The sequence below is a fragment of the Streptomyces sp. NPDC057002 genome, from assembly GCF_042673825.1.
Lineage (GTDB): Bacteria > Actinomycetota > Actinomycetes > Streptomycetales > Streptomycetaceae > Streptomyces.
Genome location: NZ_JBHURZ010000003.1, coordinates 735,986 through 758,559 on the forward strand (window position 1 = coordinate 735,986; position 22,574 = coordinate 758,559).

The window sequence follows — 22,574 nt, forward strand, 5'->3', positions numbered from 1 at the left end:
CCGTTACGACGGCACGGGGGCGGTGGTGTCCGGCTCGGCGGTGCCGTCCGGTTCCCGTGGCGGGTCGCTGAGCTGCTCGCGCACGTAGTTCCACACCACAGCGATCAGCGCGGCGATGGGAACGGCGAGCAGACTGCCCACGATGCCGGCCAGACTGCCGCCCAACGTCACGGCCAGCAGCACCACGGCCGCGTGGAGGCCGAGCCCACGACTCTGGATCATGGGCTGGAAGACGTTCCCCTCGAGCTGCTGCACCACCACGATGATGGCCAGCACGATCAGCGCGTCCGTCAGACCGTTGGAGACCAGCGCGATGAGGACCGCGACGAAACCGGCGAACAGGGCGCCGATGATCGGCACGAACGCGGAGACGAAGGTCAGCACCGCCAGCGGGAGCACCAGCGGCACACCCAGGATCCACAGGCCCAGCCCGATCAGGACCGCGTCGAGCATGCCGACGGCCGCCTGGGACCGTACGAAGGAACCCAGGGTGGCCCAGCCGCGCGCGAACACGATCGGGACGTCGGTGGCGAACCGGCCCGGGAGCTGCCGGGACAGCCAAGGCAGGAACTTCGGCCCGTCCTTGAGGAAGAAGAACATCAGGAACAGCGCGAGGACCGCGGTGACCACACCGCTCACCACGGTGCTGACGCCGGTGACGACCGTGCCGACCATGCTGCCGACGCCCTCCTGGGCGCGGGCGACCGCGGTGTCGAACGCCTTGTTGATCTGGGCGTCACCGATGTTCAACGGCGGCCCGGCGGCCCACTCGCGCAGCCTCTGTATGCCCTCGACCACGCCGTCCGTCAGCTCACCGGACTGCGAGGCCACCGGCACCGCGATCAGCGCCACGACGCCCCCGGCGACCAGCAGGAACAGCACGGTCACCAGCGACGCGGCGAGCGCGGGCGGCCATCCGCGACGACGCAGGGCGCGGGCCGCGGGCCAGGTCAGCGTGGTCAGCAGCAGTCCGACGACGAGCGGCCACACCACCGACCACATCCGGCCGAGCAGCCACAGAGACACGGCCAGCATCACGAAGACCAGCAGCAACTCCCCGGACACCCGCGCGGACAGCCGCAGCGCATGACGGGCTTTCGCCGAACTCAGGGTCGAACTCAAGGGCGCAGTCACGGAGGCACCCTATTGCCAGGGAGCCCCCGCGTATTCAGTGGTACCGGGGTTCAGCCCTCGGCCTTGGCCACACCGATCGGGCAGGACACGCCCGTGCCGCCGATGCCGCAGTATCCCGCCGGGTTCTTGTCCAGGTACTGCTGGTGGTAGCCCTCGGCCGGGTAGAAGGGGCGGTCCTGGGCGGGGGCGATCTCCGTGGTGATCTCGCCGTGGCCGGAGGACGTGAGGACCTTCTGGTAGGACTCCCGGGAGGACTTGGCGGTCGCCGCCTGCTCGGGGGTGTGGGTGTAGACCGCCGAGCGGTACTGCGTGCCCACGTCATTGCCCTGGCGGAAGCCCTGCGTCGGGTCGTGGGCCTCCCAGAACGTCTTCAGCAGGCGCTCGTACGAGATCAGCCTCGGGTCGAAGACCACGCGCACGACCTCCGTGTGGCCGGTCAGGCCCGAGCAGACCTCCTCGTACGTGGGGTTCTCCGTGCGGCCGCCCTGGTAGCCCGCCAGGGTCGTCCACACTCCCGCCGGGAGCTGCCAGAACTTGCGCTCGGCGCCCCAGAAGCAGCCCAGACCGAAGTCGGCGACCTCCAGGCCCTCCGGGTAGGGGCCGAGCAGGGGGTTGCCGAGGACGGTGTGGCGGTCGGGGACCGTGAACGCCGGGACCGGGCGGCCGGGCAGCGCCTGCTCGGCGGACGGCAGCTGGGGCGTACGGCTGTGCAGGAACATGCGGTCTCCAATCGGGGCGACGCCGCGCCGGGGCGACGCTCCTTACAACGTGCGGCGGCCGGGGGGAATTCCGGCCGGGGCCCGTGCCTCAGTGCGGCAGGCTCGCCGGGCTGCCGCCGTTCGCCTCGTAACCCGCCACCGCCAGCGCCCGGTACACCGCGAACTCCGCCGCCGGGTCCTCGGACAGGGTCCAGGGCAGGGCGCCGACGTGGCCGTCGATGTGTATCAGCTGGCTCATGGCCTCCGCCCAGCGCTCGCCGCGGACCAGGAAGAAGACCAGCAGATGCCGGGCGTGCGCCAGCATCGGGTCGTCGGCACGGGCCGAGTGCACCGCGTGCAGCGCGCCGTGCACCGCCTTGGTGACGACCTCGGACTGCCAGAAGCTGCTGACCAGGGTCACCTCGGGGAGGTGCTCGAACACCGCGAAGAGGGGCATCGCCGCCAACAGGGAACCTTGGGGCGCGCGGGCCGCCGCGGCCTCGGCGAACGAGTACGCCAGCTCACGCGAGCCGTGCCACTTCTCGCACCAGTAGTGCAGCGCGGCCAGATGCGCTCCCATGTGCGCCGGGTCGCGGTCCAGGATCTTCAGCCAGAGCTGCTCGAAGTCCTTCCGGGAGTAGCCGAGCCCGCGGGCCACCGACAGCTCGACGATGTACGGGACGGGATCGCCGGGGGAGAGCAGCGCCGCGTCGCCGCACGCCGACCTGGCCTCCTCCATGATGATCCGGAACTCGTCCGTCCCCGGCGTCGCCGTCCGCCACGCCTGCTGCACCAGGAACTCGGCCTGCACAGCCGCGCCGCCCGCGTCCTTGGGCGCCTCGGCCCGCCACACCCGCAGCCACTGCCCGCCCGGCGCCTCGCCGACCCCGCCGGGCCGCTGCGCGAGCTCCAGCGAGGCGGCACCCGCGAAGGCCTGGACGCGCTGCCAGCGCCGCTCGCCCTCCGTCTCCGTGCCCGCGAGGAGCTGCTGCGCCGCGCGGTAGTCCTGCGAGCGCTGCACCACGTCCAGGACGTCCAGCAGGTCCTGGTCGGGGCCGGGCATGCGGATGTCGAGCTCCTCCTCGCGGACGAAGCCGTAATTCGCCGGGTCCGCGGCGTCCGGGTGGTCCGGCGAGACCAGTCCGACCGCACCGCGCCTGCGCCGCAGGAAGGGGAGCAGCACGAAGCCCAGCATGACCAGCGCGATCAGGACCCAGAGAATCTCCATGCAACAAGCGAACCAGACCGCGCCGACAATTGGCCAACCTGCTCCCCGAACCTGTGGAAAACCCGGCCGAGCAGCCCCCGCGGCCCTGTGGAAAACGCGGCGCCGGGCGCGCTTCGACTCGTACTCCGGCACTCTTCGCGTCGGCGCACTACCCTCGGTCCTCATGAGCGACAGGCACATGAGTCAGCACTTCGAGACGCTCGCGATCCACGCGGGCAACACCGCCGACCCCCTGACGGGCGCGGTCGTCCCGCCGATCTACCAGGTCTCGACCTACAAGCAGGACGGCGTCGGCGGCCTGCGCGGCGGCTACGAGTACAGCCGCAGCGCCAACCCCACCAGGACCGCGCTGGAGGAGAACCTCGCCGCCCTGGAGGGCGGCCGCCGCGGTCTCGCGTTCGCGTCCGGGCTGGCGGCCGAGGACTGCCTGCTGCGTACGCTGCTCAGCCCCGGCGACCACGTGGTCATCCCCAACGACGCCTACGGCGGCACGTTCCGGCTGTTCGCCAAGGTCGTCGCCCGCTGGGGCGTGGAGTGGTCGGTCGCCGACACGAGCGACCCGGCGGCCGTACGGGCGGCCCTCACCCCGAAGACCAAGGTGGTGTGGGTGGAGACCCCCTCCAACCCGCTGCTCGGCATCACCGACATCGCCGCGGTCGCTCAGATCGCCCGGGACGCCGGCGCCCGCCTCGTCGTCGACAACACCTTCGCCACGCCCTACCTCCAGCAGCCGCTGGCGCTGGGCGCGGACGTCGTCGTGCACTCGCTGACCAAGTACATGGGCGGCCACTCGGACGTCGTCGGCGGCGCGCTGATCACCAGCGACGCCGACCTGGGCGAGGAATTGGCCTTCCACCAGAACGCGATGGGCGCCGTCGCCGGGCCCTTCGACTCCTGGCTGGTGCTGCGCGGCACCAAGACGCTCTCGGTCCGCATGGACCGGCACAGCGAGAACGCCGTCAAGGTCGCCGACATGCTCACCCGGCACGCGCGCGTGACGAGCGTGCTGTACCCCGGCCTGCCGGAGCACCCCGGCCACGAGATCGCCGTCAAGCAGATGAAGTCGTTCGGCGGCATGGTCTCGTTCCGTGTCGAGGGCGGCGAGGAGGCGGCCGTCGAGGTCTGCAACCGCGCCAAGGTGTTCACGCTGGGAGAGTCCCTGGGCGGCGTCGAGTCGCTCATCGAGCACCCCGGCCGCATGACGCACGCGTCCGCCGCCGGCTCGGCCCTCGAGGTCCCGGCCGACCTGGTCCGCCTGTCCGTCGGCATCGAGAACGCCGACGACCTGCTGGAAGACCTTCAGCAGGCGCTCGGCCAGTAATCCCCGGCCCTCAGGGGTCACCAGCCGGTGAGGGGTGGAGTCGTGTCCGACGGCGGCTCCACCCAGGGGCGGGCCGTCAGGGCCCACACCGTGAACGCCACGGCCGCCGTGAGCAGCAGCAGCCACAGCAGCCGGCGGGCCAGCGTCCTGCGCCGCAGCATGCGGCCGCCCCGGCGCACCGCCTCCGTGTGGATCTCGGGCGGCACGGGCCGCGGCGCCTGCTCCATCAGCCGCCGCGCGGTCGCCTCGCGGTCGTTCCCGCTCATGACGGACTCCGGTCGCCGGAAGGGCTCACGACGTTCTCCGCTCGCCGGAAGAGCTCATGACGGCACCGCCTTCGCGGCCGGCACCGCCGGTGCGGGTCCCCGGGGCCGGTGCAGCAGGGTCGACGTCGCCCGGTGGCAGATGGCCCGTACACGCTCCACGGACAGGCCGAGCAGGGCCGCCGTCTGCTCCTCGGCGACGCCCTCGTAGAGCCTGAGGACCAGGATCAGACGTTCCTGCGGGGTGAGCGGCGCCAGGGGGCTGTCGGGGTGCGGGCGGGCGCGGCCGAGGCCGCCGTACTGGTGCCAGGTGCCGCGCGCGAAGCGGGTGGCGAGGTACTGACGGGTGCGGTCGTACGGATCCTCGCCGCGCAGCCGGTCCCAGCACGCGTACGTGTGCGCCAGGGACAGGGTCAGCAGGCGCCGCGCGCGGGGGTTGTCGTCCGGGGCCTCGGCGGTGAGCAGAGTGGCGGCGTGCAGCAGCCGCCCCGCCGCGCCCGCGACGAACGCCTCGAACTCCCGGGCCCGACGGGTCGCCCGGGACGCATGCCGTTGTCGCATCGCGCCTCCCGCCCGCCGGCGATCCTGAGGATGCGGGCCCGGTCGCGTACGCCTGTACGACAGGACCCGGTCTCATATCAGGCCAGGGTCGGCCCCGCGGTCAAGAGTCGCGCACGGCCGGCGCTCAGGACTGCGGCTGGGTCTCCGGCCCCGGCACCCCCGGCACCGCCATCCGGGCGGACAGCGCGCTGTTGAAGCGGGTGAGCAGCGAGCAGAACGCCTCGCGCTCCTCCGGCTCCCACTCCTCGGTCAGCTCGGCCATCAACTGCCGCCGTGACGAGCGCACTTCCTCCAGCCGGGCCTGCCCGCGCGGGGACAGCTGGAGCACCACCGCGCGTCCGTCCTCGGGGTGCGAGGTGCGCTTGACCAGGCCGGTGTCGACCAGCGGAGCCACCTGCCGGGTGACCGTCGACGAGTCGATCCCCATGCTCGCGGCGAGCGCCTTGACGCCCATCGGGCCTTCCTTGTCGAGACGGTTGAGCAGCAAGTACGCGGCGCGGTCCATGGAGTTGCGCACCTGCCCGACTCCGCCGAGCCGGGTCTGTTCGGCACGGCGGGCGAACAGCGCCACCTCGTGCTGCAGCGTGTCGAGAAGACCGGTGTCACCGACGGTCGTCATGTCCATCGACATTTCAGGTGTTGTGGGCATGGCCGGGGGCTCACTTCGTGGAGGGCTGGCTGATTGGGGGACAGGGTACGCGGCTGGGGGGCGGGTCGTACCGGCGCTTCACAAAGCGGGTCTCGGAGGTTGGTCACAACCGTCGTTCCCGCCTGTGAACTGCGATGCTGGGTGTCATGAGCTACAGCACGGCTGACTCCTTGCGCCCCGTCACCCTCGACGATGTGCGCGGCGCCCAGAAGATGCTGTCGGGTGTGGCGCGGGTGACCGCGATGGAAGGCAGCAGGCATCTGTCCCAGATGGTCGGCGCGCCGGTGCACCTCAAGTGCGAGAACCTCCAGCGGACCGGTTCCTTCAAGCTGCGCGGCGCGTACGTCCGGATCGCCGGTCTGCTGCCCGAGGAGCGCGCCGCCGGTGTCGTCGCCGCGAGCGCCGGCAACCACGCGCAGGGCGTCGCCCTCGCGTCCTCGCTGCTCGGTGTGCGCTCCACGGTGTTCATGCCGAAGGGCGCCCCGCTGCCCAAGGTCAGCGCCACCCGGGACTACGGGGCCGAGGTGCGGCTGCACGGCCAGGTGGTCGACGAGACGCTGGCCGCCGCGCAGGAGTACGCGGCCGAGACGGGCGCGGTGTTCATCCACCCCTTCGACCACCCCGACATCATCGCGGGCCAGGGCACGGTGGGCCTGGAGATCCTCGAGCAGTGCCCCGAGGCGAGCACGATCGTCGTCGGCATCGGCGGGGGCGGTCTCGCCGCCGGGATCGCGGTGGCGGTGAAGGCCATGCGGCCCGACCTCAAAATCGTGGGCGTCCAGGCGGAGGGCGCGGCGGCCTACCCGCCCTCACTGGCCGCGGGGCGGCCCGTGTCGGTCGAGAACCCGGCGACGATGGCCGACGGCATCAAGGTCGGACGGCCGGGCGACGTGCCGTTCGGGCTGGTCGGCGAGCTGGTCGACGAGGTGCGCACGGTCAGCGAGGACGAGCTGTCCGCAGCGCTGCTGCTGTGCCTGGAGCGGGCCAAGCTGGTCGTGGAGCCCGCCGGGGCGAGCCCGGTCGCGGCGCTGCTGAGCGAGCCCGGAGCCTTCGAGGGCCCGGTCGTCGCGGTGCTGTCGGGCGGCAACGTCGACCCGGTGCTGATGGAGCGGGTGCTGCGGCACGGCATGGCCGCGCAGGGCCGCTACCTGGCCGTCCGGCTGCGGCTGACCGACCGTCCCGGCGCTCTCGCCACACTTCTGGGTGCGTTGTCAGTGGTGGACGCTAACGTCCTCGATGTGAGCCATGTACGGACCGACCCACGGCTCGGGCTCACGGAGGCGGAGGTCGAGCTGCACCTGGAGACGAAGGGCCCGGCGCACTGCGTCGAGGTCGGCCAGGCGCTCCGCGAGGCGGGCTACACGGTCATGAACTGATCCGCCGCCGGAGCCGGCCAAGATCCCTTTTTCTCACGGAACGCGACACCGAGAAAACCTATTGTGAGACGCGATACATCGCGTTATGGTGTGTTCGTGCGAAGTATCAGCCATATGTCCGGCGATCCCCGAAGACGTGGAGACTCATATGCCAGGCGCCATCTATGCCGAAGGTCTGGTCAAGACCTTCGGTGACGTCAAAGCCTTGGACGGTGTCGACCTCGATGTGCCCGAGGGCACGGTCCTGGGCCTGCTCGGGCCGAACGGCGCGGGCAAGACGACCACCGTCCGCTGTCTGACCACCCTGCTGCGGCCCGACAGCGGACGGGCGGTCGTCGCGGGTATCGACGTGCTCAAGCAGCCCGACGCCGTCCGACGCTCGATCGGCCTGTCCGGCCAGTTCGCGGCCGTCGACGAGTATCTGACCGGCCGCGAGAACCTCCAGATGGTCGGCCAGCTCTACCAGATGAGGGCGAAGGCGGCGAAGGAGCGCGCGGTCGAGCTGCTGGAGCAGTTCCACCTCACGGACGCCGCCGACCGGCCCACCAAGACCTACTCCGGAGGCATGCGCCGCCGGCTCGACCTCGCGGCGGCCCTGGTCGTCTCGCCGCCCGTGATGTTCATGGACGAGCCGACGACCGGCCTCGACCCCCGCAACCGCCAGCAGCTGTGGGGGGTCATCAAGCAACTGGTCTCCGGCGGTACGACGCTGCTGCTGACCACCCAGTACCTGGAAGAGGCCGACCACCTGGCGCACGACATCGCGGTCGTCGACCAGGGCCGGGTCATCGCCCAGGGCACCTCCGACCAGCTCAAGGCCCGCACCGGCGGCGAGCGGGTCGAGGTCGTGGTGCACGAGCACGAGCACATCCAGGCCGCCGTCGAGGTCCTCGCCGGCTTCGGCAAGGGCGAGACCACCGTCGAGGAGCACATGCGCAAGCTGACCGCGCCCGTGACCGGCGGCGCCAAGCTCCTCGCCGAGGTCATCCGCGAACTGGACACCCGCGGCATCGAGATCGACGACATCGGCCTGCGCCGGCCGACCCTCGACGACGTCTTCCTGTCCCTGACGGGACACGTGGCCGAGGCCAAGGACGAGGAGATCGACGAGGAGATCGACGAAGCGATCGACACGAAGACCGACAAGGAGGCCGCCAAGTGAGCGCCGTCACCGACACCGTGCGGGTCGCGCCGGCCGCGAACCCGGTCAGCCAGTCGATCCGGGACTCGATGGTCGTTGCGAAACGCAATTTGATCAGAATGTCCCGCATTCCTGAGATGATTATCTACGGGCTGATCCAGCCCATCATGTTTGTCGTGCTGTTCACCTATGTCTTCGGCGGCTCCATGCAGATCGGCAGCAGCACCAGCGCTGTCGACTACAAGAACTTCCTGATGGCCGGCATCTTCGCGCAGACCGTCACGTTCGCCACGGCCAGCTCCGGAGCGGGCATCGCCGACGACATGCACAAGGGCCTCATCGACCGCTTCCGCTCCCTGCCCATGGCGCGCGGCGCGGTGCTCACCGGGCGCACGCTCGCCGACTCGGTGCAGACCGCCCTGACCCTGGTGGTGCTCGCGGTGGTGGCCCTCCTGGTGGGCTGGCGCGTCGGGTCGGACGGCAGCACGAACGCGGGCAAGGTGCTCGGGGCCTTCGGCCTGCTGCTCCTGCTGGGCTACGCGTTCACCTGGATCGGCGCCTTGATCGGCATGTCCGTCAGAACCCCCGAGGCGGCCACGTCCAGCGGGCTCATCTGGCTCTTCCCGGTCACGTTCATCTCGAACGCGTTCGTGGACACCAGCCACATGACCCCATGGCTGCGCCACATCGCCGAGTGGAACCCCTTCAGTGCCACGGTCCAGGCCTGCCGCGTGCTGTTCGCCAACCCGGGCCAGTCGCCGTCGGACGCCTGGCCCATGCAGCACCCCGTCTGGGCCTCGCTGATCTACTCGATCCTCATCCTGGTCGTCTTCCGGACGCTGGCGGTGCGCAAGTACCGGTCCGCGACGGCATGACAATGCCCCCGGCGCCGCAGCGACGCCGGGGGCAGGTCAAGGCTCGACGGTTGGTTCAGCCGTCGTACGGCTCGGCCTTGATGATCTTCACCGAGGCCTTCTTGCCGTTCGGCAGCTCGTACTCGGCGTCCTCGCCGACCTTGTGGCCGAGCACGCCGGTGCCCAGCGGGGACTGCGGCGAGTACGTCTCGATGTCGGAGCTCGCGTATTCGCGTGAGGCGAGCAGGAACGTCAGCGTGTCGTCCTCGTCGCCGTCGAACGCGATCGTCACGACCATGCCGGGCGCCACCGCGCCGTCAGCCGCGGGCGCCTCACCGACCTTCGCGCTCTCGAGGAGCTGGGTGAGCTGGCGCACACGGAGTTCCTGCTTGCCCTGTTCCTCCTTGGCCGCGTGGTACCCGCCGTTCTCACGCAGGTCGCCCTCCTCGCGCGCAGCGGCGATCTTCGCGGAGATCTCCGTTCGCGCGGGACCAGTAAGGTGCGCAAGCTCAGCCTTGAGCTTGTTGTACGCCTCCTGGGTCAGCCAGGTGACGTTCTCGCTGGTCTGGGTCACAGGTGCTCCTCGTAGGTACTGGGAATACAAAGCATCGCCCTACCCAGAAGAATGTTCCTTCACGGATGGGCGAAACCACGAGCCTAACAATTCAGGAGCAGAAGGGGGAGGACATAAGCCACCAGATTCACGTCACCGCAGGTCAGGCGCTACGTATTGCAGGTGACGTCCGTGCGGCCTCAGTCGGCCTGGCAGCCCTGCAGCTCGGCGGTCGTCCCGGGCGCGGTCGTGCGCAGGGTGAAGACCTTGTCGATGACGGTGGCGTCACTGTCGAAGCGCACCTCGGCCCGGCCCACCACGGAACCGTCCTCGGCCTGGGATCGCACGGTGCAGTAGCCGGTGGCACCGGCGTCCTTGCGGACCTCCAGGTGCACCTTCACGGATTCCTTGCCGGGCTCGAAGGTGATCACTTCGGCGCTGATCTCGTTCTGGACGACGTAGTGGTAGCCGAACCAGCCGACCAGGCTCAGCAGTGCCACCGAGAGGACAGCGCCGATGATCTTGAGCTTGCGGTCGGCGCGCTCGTCCGAGGTACGGCCGTAACGGCCCTCGGGCGGTCGCGTGCTCGCCGTACTCATGATCGTCCTCCTGACAAGGCCCGGGCGAGGGTCCCGGCAGGGGCCCCGTGGCCCGGTCCCGGAATTATTCGCCCCCCGGTTCGGTCACTATAGAAGCCGCTGATTGCGCCGACGCACACAGGGCGCCGACTTACTGAGGATTGAGTCTTGACTGACCAGTTGCGACTGATGGCCGTGCACGCCCACCCCGACGACGAGTCGAGCAAGGGCGCGGCCACCATGGCGAAGTACGTGTCCGAGGGGGTGGACGTGCTGGTCGTGACCTGCACGGGCGGGGAGCGCGGCTCCATCCTCAATCCCAAGCTTCAGGGCGACAAGTACATCGAGGAGCACATCCACGAGGTACGCAAGAAGGAGATGGACGAGGCCCGGGAGATCCTCGGGGTCAAGCAGGAATGGCTCGGCTTCATCGACTCGGGGCTGCCCGAGGGGGACCCGCTGCCGCCGCTGCCGGAGGGCTGCTTCGCCCTGGAGGACGTCGATGTGGCGGCCGGTGAGCTGGTGCGGAAGATCCGCGCCTTCCGCCCCCAGGTGATCACCACCTACGACGAGAACGGCGGCTACCCGCACCCCGACCACATCATGACCCACAAGATCTCGATGGTCGCGTTCGAGGGGGCGGCGGACACCGAGAAGTACCCGGAGGGCGAGTACGGCCCGGCCTACCAGCCGCTGAAGATGTACTACAACCAGGGCTTCAACCGCCCCCGCACCGAGGCGCTGCACCAGGCGATGCTGGACCGGGGCCTGGAGTCGCCGTACGGGGACTGGCTCAAGCGCTGGGACGAGTTCGGTATGAAGCAGCGCACTCTCACCACGCACGTGCCCTGCGCCGAGTTCTACGAGATCCGCGACAAGGCGCTGATCGCGCACGCCACGCAGATCGACCCGGACGGGGGCTGGTTCCGGGTGCCGATGGACATCCAGAAGGAGGTCTGGCCGACGGAGGAGTACGAGCTGGCGAAGTCTCTCGCCGATACCTCCCTCCCCGAGGACGACCTCTTCGCGGGCGTCCGCGACAATGCCTGACATGAGCGCAAGCGCAAGCCTGGCAATGACGCACCTCGTCTCCTTCGCCAAGGAGGTCGACGAGGACAAGGTCACCCCCGGCGTCCTCGGCTTCATCGTCTTCGCGGCGATGGCCCTGGCGGTGTGGGCCCTGATGAAGTCCATGAGCCGGCACATGAACAGGGTCGACTTCACCCAGGTCCCGGACCCCAAGGCCGAGCAGGCGGAGGCGGATGCGGAGCCGGACTCGGACTCGGAGTCCGAGTCGAAGGCGTCCGCCGAGAGCGCCGCCGGGTCCGCGAAGAAGCCGTCCGCGAACGGCTGACCACCCGGCTGCCGCCCGTCGGCAGCGCGCCGTCACCGGCTGTGGGCGGCCAGTGACAGCAGCAGGTGTGCCGTCTCCGGCCGCAGATGGTCGGAGTGGGCGCCCGCCGGGCCGTGCCCCCGGACGAAGACGTCGCTCGCGTCCACGCTGACGAAGCGGTGGTCGAGCGCCGCGAGGGGATAGGGCTCGGCGGGCGGCAGCATCCGGACCGCCGAGACGGGGGCGGGCGCGGTTCCGATGCCCGCGTGGCCGACACCCGCCCGCTTCTCGGCCCGCAGATGCCAGAAGCCGGTGGCGCGGTCGTGCTGGGAGTACGTCGCGACCACGGGGCCGCGCAGGGGCGCCTGGGAGAGGGCCGGGAAGCCGGTCGCGAAGGCGTCGCGCGGAGCCGCCATCTGCAACAGCAGCATCGAGTCCACGGTGAAGGGCCGGCCGGGCGGCTCCGGTGTGCTCCAGCCCAGGGTGAGCGGCTCGTCGGCGGCCCACTGCACGGCCTCGCACAGGAAACGGCAGCCGAAGGAGTGGCCGATCAGGTGCAGAAACTGGCCCTCGCGGTTGGCGAGGACGGGCGGGGCGGCCGGGTCCCCGCGCCGGCCGTCCAGATAGCCGAGCAGCCGGCCGATGACCTGAGCCGCATGGCCCCGAGTGCTCATGGCGTGCGCCCGGTCGCGGATGCGCCGGTAGCCCCCGAGCGAGGGCAGGGAGCGGGAGGGCCAGCGCACCAGGACGGTCCACGGCCGCCACGGCCGCAGCCCCCGGTACATGACCTGGCGGCGCTCGTACTGGGCCGTGGCGAGGGCCAGCAGGCCGCGGACCGCCACCAGGGCCGCGTCGCGGTCGGTCTGCCAGCCGTGGACATAGACCAGGAGGTCCGTCGCCCAGGCGGGCGGGGACAGCTCCTCGTGGAAGTGATCGGCCAGCCGGTCGGCGGGCACCGGGCGGGGACCGCGGCGCGTCTCCTCCAGCAGCCAGCCGTCCGGCCCCAGGTCGACGGTGCGCACCGGCGCGTCGGGAGTGCTCATGCGGGCACCTCCAGGCCGGCGTCGGCGTCGGGCGCGGCGGCCCGTTCCAGGCGGGTGTCCATGCCGTGGTGGAGGGCGTAGGCCAGGCCCAGGGGATTGTGCAGCTCGTCGGCGAAGTGCCTGGTCACCGCGAGGGCGATGCTGCCCGCGGTCTGCGTCCCGTCCAGATAGCGGGTCAGGAACTCCAGGGCGTACTCGGCCGCGAAGACCTGAGGTATCTCTATCTGCGGGCCCAGCACACCCCGCGCCCCCGCGTCGACGAACGCCCGGCTCAGGAACCTGGCGTCCGCGCTTCCCTCGGGCAGCCCCGCGTAGCAGGCGTTGAGGACGACGAACGGCTGGAACGGGTGGTCGAAGCCGAAACGGCGCCGCCGGTCGCGGATCGTGTGCGCGTCGATGCTCTTCTGATCGGTCAGGCTGAGCACCAGGGACGGCGGCTGGGGTCCGTCGGAGGCGAAGCGGCCGTGGCACCAGAAGTACATCAACTGCTCGCACAGATCGGACCGGGCCAGCGCGCTCACCAGTTCCCGCCAGGTGGACCGCTCGACGAACCGGGTGCCCTTGGCGAGGAGCGCGGCCACGTCGGCGGCCCGGGTGCGGCCGGCCCGGTCGACGCGCGTGTCGTGGTTGAGGCTCACGGCCGGCACCTCGGGGGCGTCACGGAGGCCGTCGAGCCAGGGATAGGCCCCGCCGGTCTGCTCGATCTGATGGCGGTGGCCGAGGAAACGGCGGAAGAGCGCGGGGAGGGCCTCGGCCGGGGGCGCGGTGCCGGACGGCAGGTCCTCGGGCGCCAGGCAGACCATGGGCCAGGGCAGATGCAGGTCCGAGTCGAAGCGGACCCGCAGGCCCTCGCCCCCGGCCAGCGCCTCCGTCAGATAGCTGCGGAACCGGTCGATCCGAGGGTCGCTGCCGCCCAGCAGGGTGCCGTACAGCAACTCCGAGCCGACCAGGGCGAGTTCCTCCATGAGGGTGGTCAGCTCGTCCACGGGACGGGAGCGCAGGTCCACCAGGGAGGCGTACGGGGTCTCCGGCTCACCGGGAGCGGGTCGTCCGTCGGCGGTGAGGGGGCGGTGGTCGACGAGGACCTCCTTCCACATCCGGCACAGCCGGGCCGCGGCGGACCGCACCTCGGCCGGGTGCACCGCCAGGTCCACCTTGTGCTCGGTGCCGTGCAGCGACGGCACGGCGGGGCCGTACAGGCGCGCCCTGAGACGGTCGTCGCCCAGGACGTCCAGGGACACCGTGATGTCCGGCCCCTCGGCCAGCGCGTCGGGCAGGGTCGTGAAGCCGCGGCTGGGGTCCTGGACGATGCGAACGTGAAGCTCTCTTGCCATGCGCGGGGCGTTCCTAGCGGCCTCGGTGCGTGACGGCTTCGGGCGAGGACAGCCCGCCGTGCTCGTCGTGGTCCAGGATGTCGAGTTCTGTTTCCACCTGTTGGAGGACCGTCCCGGTGCGTTCGAGGGCGATGGTGAAGCGGAGGCGGTGGGTGCCGGTGCGATGCGCGGTGAAGGTGAACTCCGCTCCGTGCAGCGCCTGTTCCGACGGGAGCAGGTGGGCGCTGGCGGGGTCGACGGACGCGGGGGTGAGAGGCGAGGCGGTCACCGTCAGCCAGGGCCGGTCCGCCTCTGAGGCTCCCCAGGGGTGGCCGTCCTCCGGGGAGACCCGCACCAGCAGGCGGGCGGTGGTGTCCTCGGCGGAGGAGTCGTCGAGGAGGGTGACGCGGACGCGGCAGCGGGTGCCCGCCGGGCCGGGCAGGTCCAGAACTTCGGGGCCGCTGTAGCGGACGGTCACCGTGTCGCGGGCGTGGAAGGGGATGGGCCGGCCTCCCCGCACACCCTCGCTCTCCAGGAACAGCACCACCTCCTTCACCAATCGGTCCCGGTTCCGGATGCCGCGCGGCACGGAGGCCACGAGGGTCTCGACGCCCCGGTGGGGGGCACTGTCCAGGTGGTTGCGCAGTACGGTCTCGACTGCCGCCACCCACACCCGGCCGGACTCGTCGCCGAGGTCCCGGAAGCGTTCTCCCGCCGTGGACAGCAGAGGCATGGTGAGTTCGGACGGGGGGCGGCGGGCCGCCATCTCCAGTTCGGTCCAGGCCGTACCGAGCGGGCAGTCGATCTCGCCGAACAACTCCCAGGCGGGGCTCAGCGACACCAGGGCGATCTCGGCGCGGTCCTTGCCGCGGCCTGTGGGGAGGAGGGCCATCCGGTGCTTCGCCCAGGCGCTGCCGAGGTAGTCCTCGCAGCTCAGGAAGTACTTCTCGGCCATGGCCAACTCCTGGTCGGCGCTGCGGAAGTCTCGCTCCTCCAGATGGGTGAGGGCCAGATACAGCGACGTCCACCCCAGCCCTCGGATGTCCTCGGCGGACGCGTGCCGCTGTTTCGCCTGCACCGCCAGTTCCTGGGCGGCCTCCGGCCCGCCGCGTCGCAGCGCGACCCGGATCCGCTCCGTCGTGACCCAGTTCCGGCCGCGGGTGTCGCTCGCGGCGAGCAGCGCTGTGTCGGCCTGGGAGAGCAGGCCGCCGGCTTCCGCGTCCCGGCCGCTCAGCAGGTACACCCGGGCGCGGTGCAGCAGCGTCCAGCCGAGGCCGCGGTGACAGCCGGAGGCGCGATGCAGGACGGTCGCCCTGAGGAGCGCCCGGTCGGCCTCCGCCACCTCGCCCCGGTCGCACCTAACGGCACCGAGCGCCAGCAGCCCCCAGGCAGTGTGCCGGTCCTCGCGGCGGCCGTCGTCCCCGAGCAGCGTGTCCAGTACGTCCAGCGCGCCGCCCAGTCGGCCCGACTGGTGGCAGACGAGCGCTCCCCGGTGGACGGCGTCGAGGCTCACCCAGGAAGCGGCGTCGAACAGGGCCAGGGCGACCTGCGGCAGTCCCAGGTCGGAGGCGAGCGAGCCCAGGGCCCGGCGTACGGGCGGAACCGGCTGCAGCCGGTGGAGTGCCACGAGCCTGTGTGCGTCGCCGAGAACGGACAGCAGCACGGCCAAGCCGTCCGCGATCCGGTGCTGTTGCCGGCGAGTGCCGTGGCGGTCGGCGAGCATGACCAGGAACTCGTCTACGTGCGGGGCGAGTTCGTCGGGGGTGAGGCGTACGGGGTCCCGGTCGGTCGGCTGCTCCGGCCGGGACCGCCCGTCCAGCAGCCCGGCCGTGTCCTGGAGCACGCGGCCCGCCCACACGACGGAGGACGCTTCGGCCGAGGGGGCCTCCGGTCGTACGGCTTCCGCCACCGGGTCCGGGAGGAAGAAGGTCTCGGCAGCGTGCCACCGCTGCACCAGCTCGTGCGCGAGCAGGCCGTCGAGCAGAGCGCGGACGTCGGGGAGCCGGAGGTCCGTCGTGTAGAGCGACTCGACCGTGCGGAGCGTGAAGGGCGCGGCGGAGTGCCGCTCCGCGAGGCGCCCCAGCAACTCCCGCTGACCGGGCGTGCAGTCGGCCAGGGCGAGCCGGACGAGCCACTGCGGTCCCGACTCGCCCTCGCGTCGCTCCTGCTGCGGTGACACCCCTTGGTCGGCGAGATTGCGGGCGACGCGGGCGAGTGCGGGCAGCCCCCGCACCAAGTCGGTCAGGTCGAACCGCTGTGCGGACCAGAAGCTCTGGTCGGCCGGCAGCCGGCGTTCGGCCCCCCTGGTGATGAAGAAGCTGGTGGACAAGGCGGTCAGGGGAGCGACGTCGACCCGTTGACACCCTGCGAAGCGCCAGCCTCTGCGCTGCCGTGACGTGACGAGCACGGCCAGGTCCGGACAGTCACGGAGGTAGGGCAGCAGGGCGCGGACCGTCGAGGGGACCGCTCCGTCCAGTACCACGAGGCGGCCGCGGAGCCGCGCGGCGAACTCGCGCAGTGCGCGCCGGAACGTGCGGTCACCTTCCAGGGCCTCCCGCACGAGTGCGGCACTCGGCGCACCGCACTCGGCGAGCAGCCGTAACAGCGTCAGTTCGGCGTCGGCGCGGGGGGCGTCGTGCGAAGAGATCCAGTGCGTCGCCGGGCCGAGTCGCCGGCAGGCCGTGGCGGCCAGGGCTGACTTGCCGACACCGGCCGGTCCGAGCAGAACCATGAGGGCCGGGCGGGCGCGGTCGGCCGGCGCTCGGGTGTCCCTGTGCTGCCGCAGCCAGGCTTCGACCTGGCCGAGTTCCCTCGTCCGCCCGAAGAGTTCCTGGGGTTCCGGAGGATGTGTCGGACCACGCAGGTGCTGTCCCAATGGCTTCCCCCGTCGGCCTGCCCGCGCTGTGAATGCCTTCCTACGGTGACAGTCCCGCAGTCCCGTCGTCAGCGAAACGTCCGACAATGACCCGTCCGGGCCCGTCTCACCCCCGTTCCGCCGAAACGACCACCCCCATCACCTCCCGCGCATGCCGGCTCGGCGTCATCCCCAGGCCCCACGCCTGCCACCCCGCCTCCAGGCTCACGCCCCGTTCCAGCATCAGCCCCCAGGCGTCGATGTATTCGTCGAGCTTCTCGTCCCGGAGGGGGTGGCCCGCCCGGGACAGCTGGGCCAGTTCCTCCTGGGCGACGGCCGTGCCGACCTCCGCGCCGCCCGGGGCCGCGTACGGCAGGAGCGTGCAGCGCAGGAAGCGGGCCCAGTCCTCGCCCCGGCGGTCGCCGTAGGACGTGAAGAGGTCCGTCGCCTCGTCGCACAGGGCGAGTGCCTGCTGGGTGCGGGCGTTGCCGGCGTCCACGACGGCCAGTTCCAGGCAGGTCCACGCCTCGCCGTGGGCGACGCCGATGCGCTGGAAGTCGGCGCGGGCGTCGACGAGAAGCTGGCGGGCGAAGCCGGAGTTGCGCAGGGAGCCCGTCTGGGCGGCGCGCTGGTCGCGGGTGGCGCGGGCCGAGTGGTGGCGGGCGCAGGCGAGGCCGTAGACGTCGCGCATGCGGGAGAACATCGTGCGGGAGCGTTCGAGTTCGCGGACCGCCTGGTCCAGGGCGCCCGTCTCCTCCAGGGCCTGGCCCAGGTAGTAGAGGGTCCAGGCCTCGCCCCGCGCGTCCTCGTTGTCGCGGTGCCGGGCCGCCGCGCCGCGCAGTTCCTCCACGGCCGGGGACGCGTCGCCGGCGACCAGCAGGGCCCGGGCCAGCTGGGTCAGGGCCCAGGCCTCGCCCCGGGCGTCGCGGGTACGGCCGTAGAGGTCGAGGGCCGCGCGCAGTTCGGACTCGGCGCGCGGGACGTCGCCCATGCGCAGGCCCAGCTGGCCGAGCTGGAAGTGGGCCCACGCCTGGCCGTGCACCGACTCGCCGGCGCGATGCAGGACCAGGGATTCGGTGAGCAGGTCCAGGGCCTCCGACACCCGGGCCCGGTCCCGCTCCACCGCCGCCAGGGCGTGCATCGTCCACGCCCGGTCCGTCGCCAGCTCGGCGGACGACTGCAGGGCCAGGGCCTCGCGGAGCTTCGCCGACGCCTCCGTCAGATTGCCCTGGTGGTGCAGGGTGATGCCGAGGGAGCACAGGGCGCGGGCGGCACCCGCGTCGTGGTGGGCCTCCCGGTACAGGTCGACGACCGAGGCGAGCGTGGTGCGGGCCTTGTCGAGTTCGCCGAGCTGCCGCGCCGCGATGCCGGTGCGCCACTGCACCGAGCGGACCAGCAGTCCCTCGTCCACCGCCTGCGCCAGCTCGCTGATCTCGCCCAGTCGGTAGAGGTCGCCGCGCAGCAGGCAGTAGTCGCACAGGGCGCCCAGCAGGTTCAGGACCGCCGCCTGGTTCACGCCCTCGGCGTGCCGCAGCGCCGCCGTGATGAAGCTCGACTCGTCGTCCAGCCAGCGCAGCGCCTCGTCGAGGGAGGTGAAGCCGTACGGGCTGAAGCGGTTGGTGCGGGTCGACATGTTGCCGTCGACCATGCGCAGCACCGAGTCGGCCAGCTCGGCGTAGTTCACGATCAGCCGCTCCTGCGCCGCCGTGCGCTCGGCCGGTTCCTCCTCGTCGAGGAGCCGGGCCTGGGCGAAGGCGCGGACCAGGTCGTGCAGCCGGTAGCGGTCGCCCCGGACGTGGTCGATCAGGCCCGCGCGGGTCAGGGCCTGGAGATGCCGCTTCGCCTCCGCCTCGTCGGTGGAAAGCAGCGCGGCGGCCGCGGCGGCGCCGAGCGAGGCCCGGCCGGCCAGGGCCAGCCGGCGCAGCAGCCGCCGTACGGTGTCCGGCTGGTCGGTGTAGCGCAGCCACAGGGCGCGCTCGACCGGCTCGACCGGGCCGTACGCGCCGAGGTCAGTGGCCAGCGCGCGCGGGGAGCGCGGGCCGAGGCACGACCCCACGATGCGCAGCGCCAGCGGCAGCCCGCCGCACAGCTCCCGGACCCGGTCGGCGGACTCGGCGTCGTACGGCCCGGAACGGTCCTCGGCCGCCGCGCCCAGCAGCTCCTCCGCGCCCGCGGCGTCCAGCGGCTCCACCGCCAGCTGATGCACCCGCGCGGGCAGCTCGGCCGGCTCCAGCGGGCCCCGCGCGGTCACCAGCACCAGGCTGTCGGACCGCTCCGGCACCAGGGCGCGGACCTGCTCGGCATCCGAGGCGTCGTCCAGGACGATCGTGACCGGCAGGCCGGTCAGATGCTGGTGGTACAGCTCGCTCAGCCGCTTGACCTGCTGGTCGGGGGAGGAGCGCTCACGGAACAGCAGTTGCTCACGGGGAGCGCCGAGCCGGTTGAGCAGATGCAGCAGGGCGTCGCGGACGGACAGCGGGGACCCGGCCGGGCCCTCGGCGCGCAGATCGACGACGCAGGCGCCGCGGAAGTAGTCGCGCAGATCGTGCGTGGCCTGCACCGCGAGCGTCGTACGGCCGCTGCCGGGCGTGCCGTGCAGGACGACCACCGTCGGCCGGCTCTCCGTGCTCGCGCGGGCCGCCTGCACCCACTGCCGGATCTGCGCCAGCTCCGGCCGCCGCCCCGCGAACGGCTCCGCCGGGTCCGGGAGCTGCGCGAAGGACTGCTCCAGCACATTGCGCCCGCGCGCCGCCGCGCTCTTGTCGGCGCCCCGAAGCCGCGGCCCGGTCTTCTTCGGCCCGGTGGAGGCGGCGAGCACCCGCTGCTGGTCCAGGAACGGCCGGATGCCCCGCACCTCCAGCGCCGTCAGCCACTGCAGCCGCAGCTGTTCCGGGCCGCCCGGCTGGCTCACGGCCCCGGCGCGGTGGTGCGCGGCCGGCAGATGGGAGCCGACCACCTTCACGACCGTCGCCGCGGCGCCCACGACCCCGACGGCCACGCCCGCGCCCAGTGCCGTCCCGGTGCCCGTGCCGAGGGCCATGTCGGCGACTACGGCCGCGACCGCCGCGACTCCGGCCACCAGCAGGGGAGTCCCGGCGCCCTCACGGGCGTACCGCTGCCCGAAGGTGAGCTGTCCGGCCGCCGCCTCGTCCAGGGCGCGTGTGTAGGCCTCGTACTCCTCGGCCGCGCGCTGCGCCATCCCGTCGAGCCCTCCGCGCGCCCGCGCGAGCAGCACCTTTCCGTCGTTGCGCCCGCCCGTCCGTCGCACCTCCTCCTCGACGGCCCGCGCCAACAGCCCCTCGGCCTCCGCCCGATGACTGTCCCGCATGTCACGTCCCCCTCCGGCGGCAACGGCGTTCTCCGCGGTCACCTCGGTCGTGTTCTCGGTCGTTTCTTGGTCAAGTGTGCTGCGGACGGCGCATCGTTGCGAGGGGGCGTGCCCCGCCCGATTGTGTGAAGACACGGGCCCGGCGGCGCGCCGTGTGCCCGGCGGGCGTGCGGCGGGAGCGTCGCCCGGGCGGCGCCTGACGCGTGACCGGCGGGGTACTGCGGCAGGATGGACACCATGCCGAACCGACTGGCGCACGAGACGTCCCCCTACCTCCTTCAGCACGCCGACAACCCCGTCGACTGGTGGCCCTGGTCGGCGGAGGCCTTCGAGGAGGCCCGCAAGCGGAACGTGCCCGTGCTGCTCAGCGTCGGATACAGCAGCTGTCACTGGTGCCACGTCATGGCCCACGAGTCCTTCGAGGACCAGCAGACCGCCGAGGACCTCAACGCGCACTACGTGAGCATCAAGGTCGACCGCGAAGAGCGCCCCGACGTGGACGCCGTCTACATGGAGGCCGTGCAGGCGGCGACCGGGCAGGGCGGCTGGCCCATGACCGTGTTCCTCACGCCGGACGCCGAGCCCTTCTACTTCGGCACCTACTTCCCGCCCGCCCCCCGCCAGGGCATGCCCTCCTTCCGGCAGGTGCTCCAGGGCGTGCACCAGGCGTGGGAGGAGCGGCGGGACGAGGTCACCGAGGTCGCCGGGAAGATCGTCCGGGATCTGGCGGCCCGGGAGATCTCCTACGGGGACGCCCGGACCCCCGGTGAGGAGGAGCTCGCGCAGGCGCTGCTCGGGCTCACCCGGGAGTACGACCCGCAGCGCGGCGGATTCGGCGGGGCGCCGAAGTTCCCGCCGTCCATGGTGCTGGAGTTCCTGCTGCGGCATCACGCGCGCACCGGCGCCGAAGGCGCCCTTCAGATGGCGTCCGACACCTGCGAGCGCATGGCCCGGGGCGGCATCTACGACCAGCTCGGCGGCGGCTTCGCCCGCTACTCCGTCGACCGCGACTGGGTCGTGCCGCACTTCGAGAAGATGCTGTACGACAACGCTCTGCTGTGCCGGGTGTACGCCCACCTCTGGCGTGCCACGGGCTCGGAACTCGCGCGCCGGGTCGCCCTGGAGACCGCCGACTTCATGGTGCGCGAACTGCGCACGAACGAGGGCGGGTTCGCCTCAGCGCTCGATGCCGACAGCGACGACGGGACCGGCAGGCACGTCGAGGGCGCGTACTACGTGTGGACGCCTGAGCAGCTGCGTGAGGTGCTGGGGGAGGAAGACGCCGAGCTGGCCGCGCTGTACTTCGGCGTGACCGAGGAGGGCACCTTCGAAGAGGGCGCCTCCGTCCTCCAGCTGCCCCAGCAGCAGGAAGGGCTGGTCGACGCCGGGAAGGTCGCCTCGGTGCGGGAGCGGCTGCTCGCGGCGCGGGCCGAGCGGTCCGCGCCCGGCCGGGACGACAAGGTCGTGGCCGCCTGGAACGGGCTGGCGATCGCCGCGCTCGCCGAGACCGGCGCCTACTTCGACCGGCCCGATCTGGTCGAGGCCGCCGTCGCCGCCGCCGACCTTCTGGTCCGGCTGCACCTCGACGAGCAGGCCCGGCTCACCCGCACCAGCAAGGACGGCCACGCCGGCGCCAACGCGGGCGTGCTGGAGGACTACGCCGACGTGGCGGAGGGCTTCCTCGCGCTGGCGTCCGTCACGGGTGAGGGCGTCTGGCTGGAGTTCGCCGGGTTCCTCGCCGACCACGTCCTGGTCCGCTTCACCGACCCGGAGTCGGGCTCCCTGTACGACACCGCCGCCGACGCCGAGCAGCTCATCCGCCGCCCGCAGGACCCGACCGACAACGCCGCCCCGTCCGGCTGGACCGCGGCGGCGAACGCCCTGCTCGGCTATGCCGCGCACACCGGGTCCGAGCCCCACCGCACCGCCGCCGAGAAGGCCCTCGGCGTCGTCAAGGCGCTCGGGCCGCGGGTGCCCCGCTTCATCGGCTGGGGGCTCGCCGCCGCGGAGGCCGCGCTGGACGGGCCGCGCGAGGTCGCGATCGTGGGGCCGTCGCTCGATCACGAGGGCACGAAGACCTTGCACCGCACGGCACTTCTGGGCACCGCGCCGGGCGCGGTCGTCGCCGTCGGCGCTCCGGAGAGCGACGAGTTCCCGCTGCTCACGGGCCGTCCGCTGGTCGGCGGTGAACCGGCCGCGTATGTCTGCCGTAACTTCACCTGTGACGCCCCGACGACCGAAGTTGAAAGGTTGCGTGCGGTGTTGAGCAGCTGAAGTCGCGAATCAACGGAAACGTGCTCTTTATCTGAACAGCCCCCGGGCTTCACAGTTCCCCCTTAATCTCTGC

At 71.9% G+C, this 22,574-nt stretch carries 19 protein-coding genes; 7 read left to right on the forward strand and 12 right to left on the reverse strand.

Annotation, left to right across the window (positions count from 1 at the left end):
• Positions 1-3: 3 nt before the first annotated feature.
• The 3 genes from ACFT32_RS18185 to ACFT32_RS18195 all read right to left on the reverse strand — a co-directional run bounded on the left by ACFT32_RS18185 (position 4) and on the right by ACFT32_RS18195 (position 3,060).
• Entirely contained in the window at positions 4-1,122 is a 1,119-nt protein-coding gene (locus ACFT32_RS18185) for an AI-2E family transporter (protein WP_382490747.1), read from the reverse strand.
• A gap of 62 nt (positions 1,123-1,184) precedes the next feature.
• Positions 1,185-1,853 carry a peptide-methionine (S)-S-oxide reductase MsrA gene (gene msrA, locus ACFT32_RS18190; protein WP_382490075.1) on the reverse strand — a complete coding sequence of 223 codons (669 nt, stop codon included), beginning with the start codon at positions 1,851-1,853 and terminating at the stop codon, positions 1,185-1,187.
• Positions 1,854-1,941: 88 nt separating this feature from the next.
• Positions 1,942-3,060 carry a hypothetical protein gene (locus ACFT32_RS18195; protein WP_382490076.1) on the reverse strand — a complete coding sequence of 373 codons (1,119 nt, stop codon included), beginning with the start codon at positions 3,058-3,060 and terminating at the stop codon, positions 1,942-1,944.
• A 163-nt stretch (positions 3,061-3,223) separates the two neighbouring features.
• Between ACFT32_RS18195 and ACFT32_RS18200 the strand changes: the two genes are divergently transcribed.
• Complete coding sequence (locus tag ACFT32_RS18200) at positions 3,224-4,381, forward strand: cystathionine gamma-synthase (protein ID WP_382490078.1); 1,158 nt, start codon at positions 3,224-3,226, stop codon at positions 4,379-4,381.
• Between the two features lie 17 nt (positions 4,382-4,398).
• On the opposite strand, the gene ACFT32_RS18205 is transcribed toward ACFT32_RS18200, so the two are convergent.
• The 3 genes from ACFT32_RS18205 to ACFT32_RS18215 form a co-directional block, all read right to left on the reverse strand.
• Positions 4,399-4,647: a hypothetical protein gene (locus ACFT32_RS18205; protein ID WP_382490080.1), complete on the reverse strand. Its 249-nt coding sequence runs from the start codon at positions 4,645-4,647 to the stop codon at positions 4,399-4,401.
• Between the two features lie 54 nt (positions 4,648-4,701).
• Positions 4,702-5,205, reverse strand: coding sequence for a sigma factor-like helix-turn-helix DNA-binding protein (locus ACFT32_RS18210; protein ID WP_382490082.1), 504 nt, complete (start codon positions 5,203-5,205; stop codon positions 4,702-4,704).
• A 124-nt stretch (positions 5,206-5,329) separates the two neighbouring features.
• On the reverse strand, positions 5,330-5,836 hold the full coding sequence (locus tag ACFT32_RS18215) for a MarR family transcriptional regulator (RefSeq protein WP_382490749.1): 507 nt from the start codon (positions 5,834-5,836) through the stop codon (positions 5,330-5,332).
• A gap of 164 nt (positions 5,837-6,000) precedes the next feature.
• Here ACFT32_RS18215 and ilvA point away from each other — a divergent pair, with 164 nt between their 5' ends.
• From ilvA to ACFT32_RS18230, 3 genes are all read left to right on the forward strand, one after another.
• Complete coding sequence (ilvA, locus tag ACFT32_RS18220; RefSeq protein ID WP_382490084.1) at positions 6,001-7,230, forward strand: threonine ammonia-lyase; 1,230 nt, start codon at positions 6,001-6,003, stop codon at positions 7,228-7,230.
• Positions 7,231-7,378: 148 nt separating this feature from the next.
• Positions 7,379-8,392, forward strand: coding sequence for an ATP-binding cassette domain-containing protein (locus tag ACFT32_RS18225; protein ID WP_382490086.1), 1,014 nt, complete (start codon positions 7,379-7,381; stop codon positions 8,390-8,392).
• Positions 8,389-9,246 carry an ABC transporter permease gene (locus tag ACFT32_RS18230; RefSeq protein ID WP_382490088.1) on the forward strand — a complete coding sequence of 286 codons (858 nt, stop codon included), beginning with the start codon at positions 8,389-8,391 and terminating at the stop codon, positions 9,244-9,246. Before ACFT32_RS18225 ends, ACFT32_RS18230 begins: the two co-directional genes overlap by 4 nt.
• A 55-nt stretch (positions 9,247-9,301) precedes the next feature.
• Here ACFT32_RS18230 and greA read toward each other — a convergent pair whose 3' ends face one another.
• The gene (greA, locus tag ACFT32_RS18235; RefSeq protein ID WP_382490090.1) at positions 9,302-9,799 is read right to left on the reverse strand and encodes a transcription elongation factor GreA; all 498 of its coding nucleotides are present in this window, start codon (positions 9,797-9,799) and stop codon (positions 9,302-9,304) included.
• A gap of 179 nt (positions 9,800-9,978) precedes the next feature.
• Positions 9,979-10,377, reverse strand: coding sequence for a DUF4307 domain-containing protein (locus ACFT32_RS18240; protein WP_382490092.1), 399 nt, complete (start codon positions 10,375-10,377; stop codon positions 9,979-9,981).
• 147 nt (positions 10,378-10,524) lie between these two features.
• Between ACFT32_RS18240 and mca the strand changes: the two genes are divergently transcribed.
• Positions 10,525-11,406, forward strand: a complete 882-nt coding sequence (gene mca, locus ACFT32_RS18245; RefSeq protein ID WP_382490094.1) for a mycothiol conjugate amidase Mca — start codon at positions 10,525-10,527, stop codon at positions 11,404-11,406.
• Positions 11,399-11,710: a hypothetical protein gene (locus ACFT32_RS18250; protein ID WP_382490095.1), complete on the forward strand. Its 312-nt coding sequence runs from the start codon at positions 11,399-11,401 to the stop codon at positions 11,708-11,710. Before mca ends, ACFT32_RS18250 begins: the two co-directional genes overlap by 8 nt.
• A gap of 32 nt (positions 11,711-11,742) precedes the next feature.
• Here ACFT32_RS18250 and ACFT32_RS18255 read toward each other — a convergent pair whose 3' ends face one another.
• From ACFT32_RS18255 to ACFT32_RS18270, 4 genes are all read right to left on the reverse strand, one after another.
• Positions 11,743-12,732: a hypothetical protein gene (locus ACFT32_RS18255; RefSeq protein ID WP_382490097.1), complete on the reverse strand. Its 990-nt coding sequence runs from the start codon at positions 12,730-12,732 to the stop codon at positions 11,743-11,745.
• On the reverse strand, positions 12,729-14,066 hold the full coding sequence (locus tag ACFT32_RS18260) for a CHAT domain-containing protein (RefSeq protein WP_382490099.1): 1,338 nt from the start codon (positions 14,064-14,066) through the stop codon (positions 12,729-12,731). Before ACFT32_RS18260 ends, ACFT32_RS18255 begins: the two co-directional genes overlap by 4 nt.
• 13 nt (positions 14,067-14,079) lie before the next feature.
• The gene (locus ACFT32_RS18265; RefSeq protein ID WP_382490101.1) at positions 14,080-16,920 is read right to left on the reverse strand and encodes a hypothetical protein; all 2,841 of its coding nucleotides are present in this window, start codon (positions 16,918-16,920) and stop codon (positions 14,080-14,082) included.
• A 106-nt stretch (positions 16,921-17,026) separates the two neighbouring features.
• On the reverse strand, positions 17,027-20,227 hold the full coding sequence (locus tag ACFT32_RS18270; protein ID WP_382490109.1) for a tetratricopeptide repeat protein: 3,201 nt from the start codon (positions 20,225-20,227) through the stop codon (positions 17,027-17,029).
• Positions 20,228-20,464: 237 nt separating this feature from the next.
• Between ACFT32_RS18270 and ACFT32_RS18275 the strand changes: the two genes are divergently transcribed.
• The gene (locus tag ACFT32_RS18275; RefSeq protein WP_382490111.1) at positions 20,465-22,501 is read left to right on the forward strand and encodes a thioredoxin domain-containing protein; all 2,037 of its coding nucleotides are present in this window, start codon (positions 20,465-20,467) and stop codon (positions 22,499-22,501) included.
• The last annotated feature ends 73 nt before the right edge of the window (positions 22,502-22,574 follow it).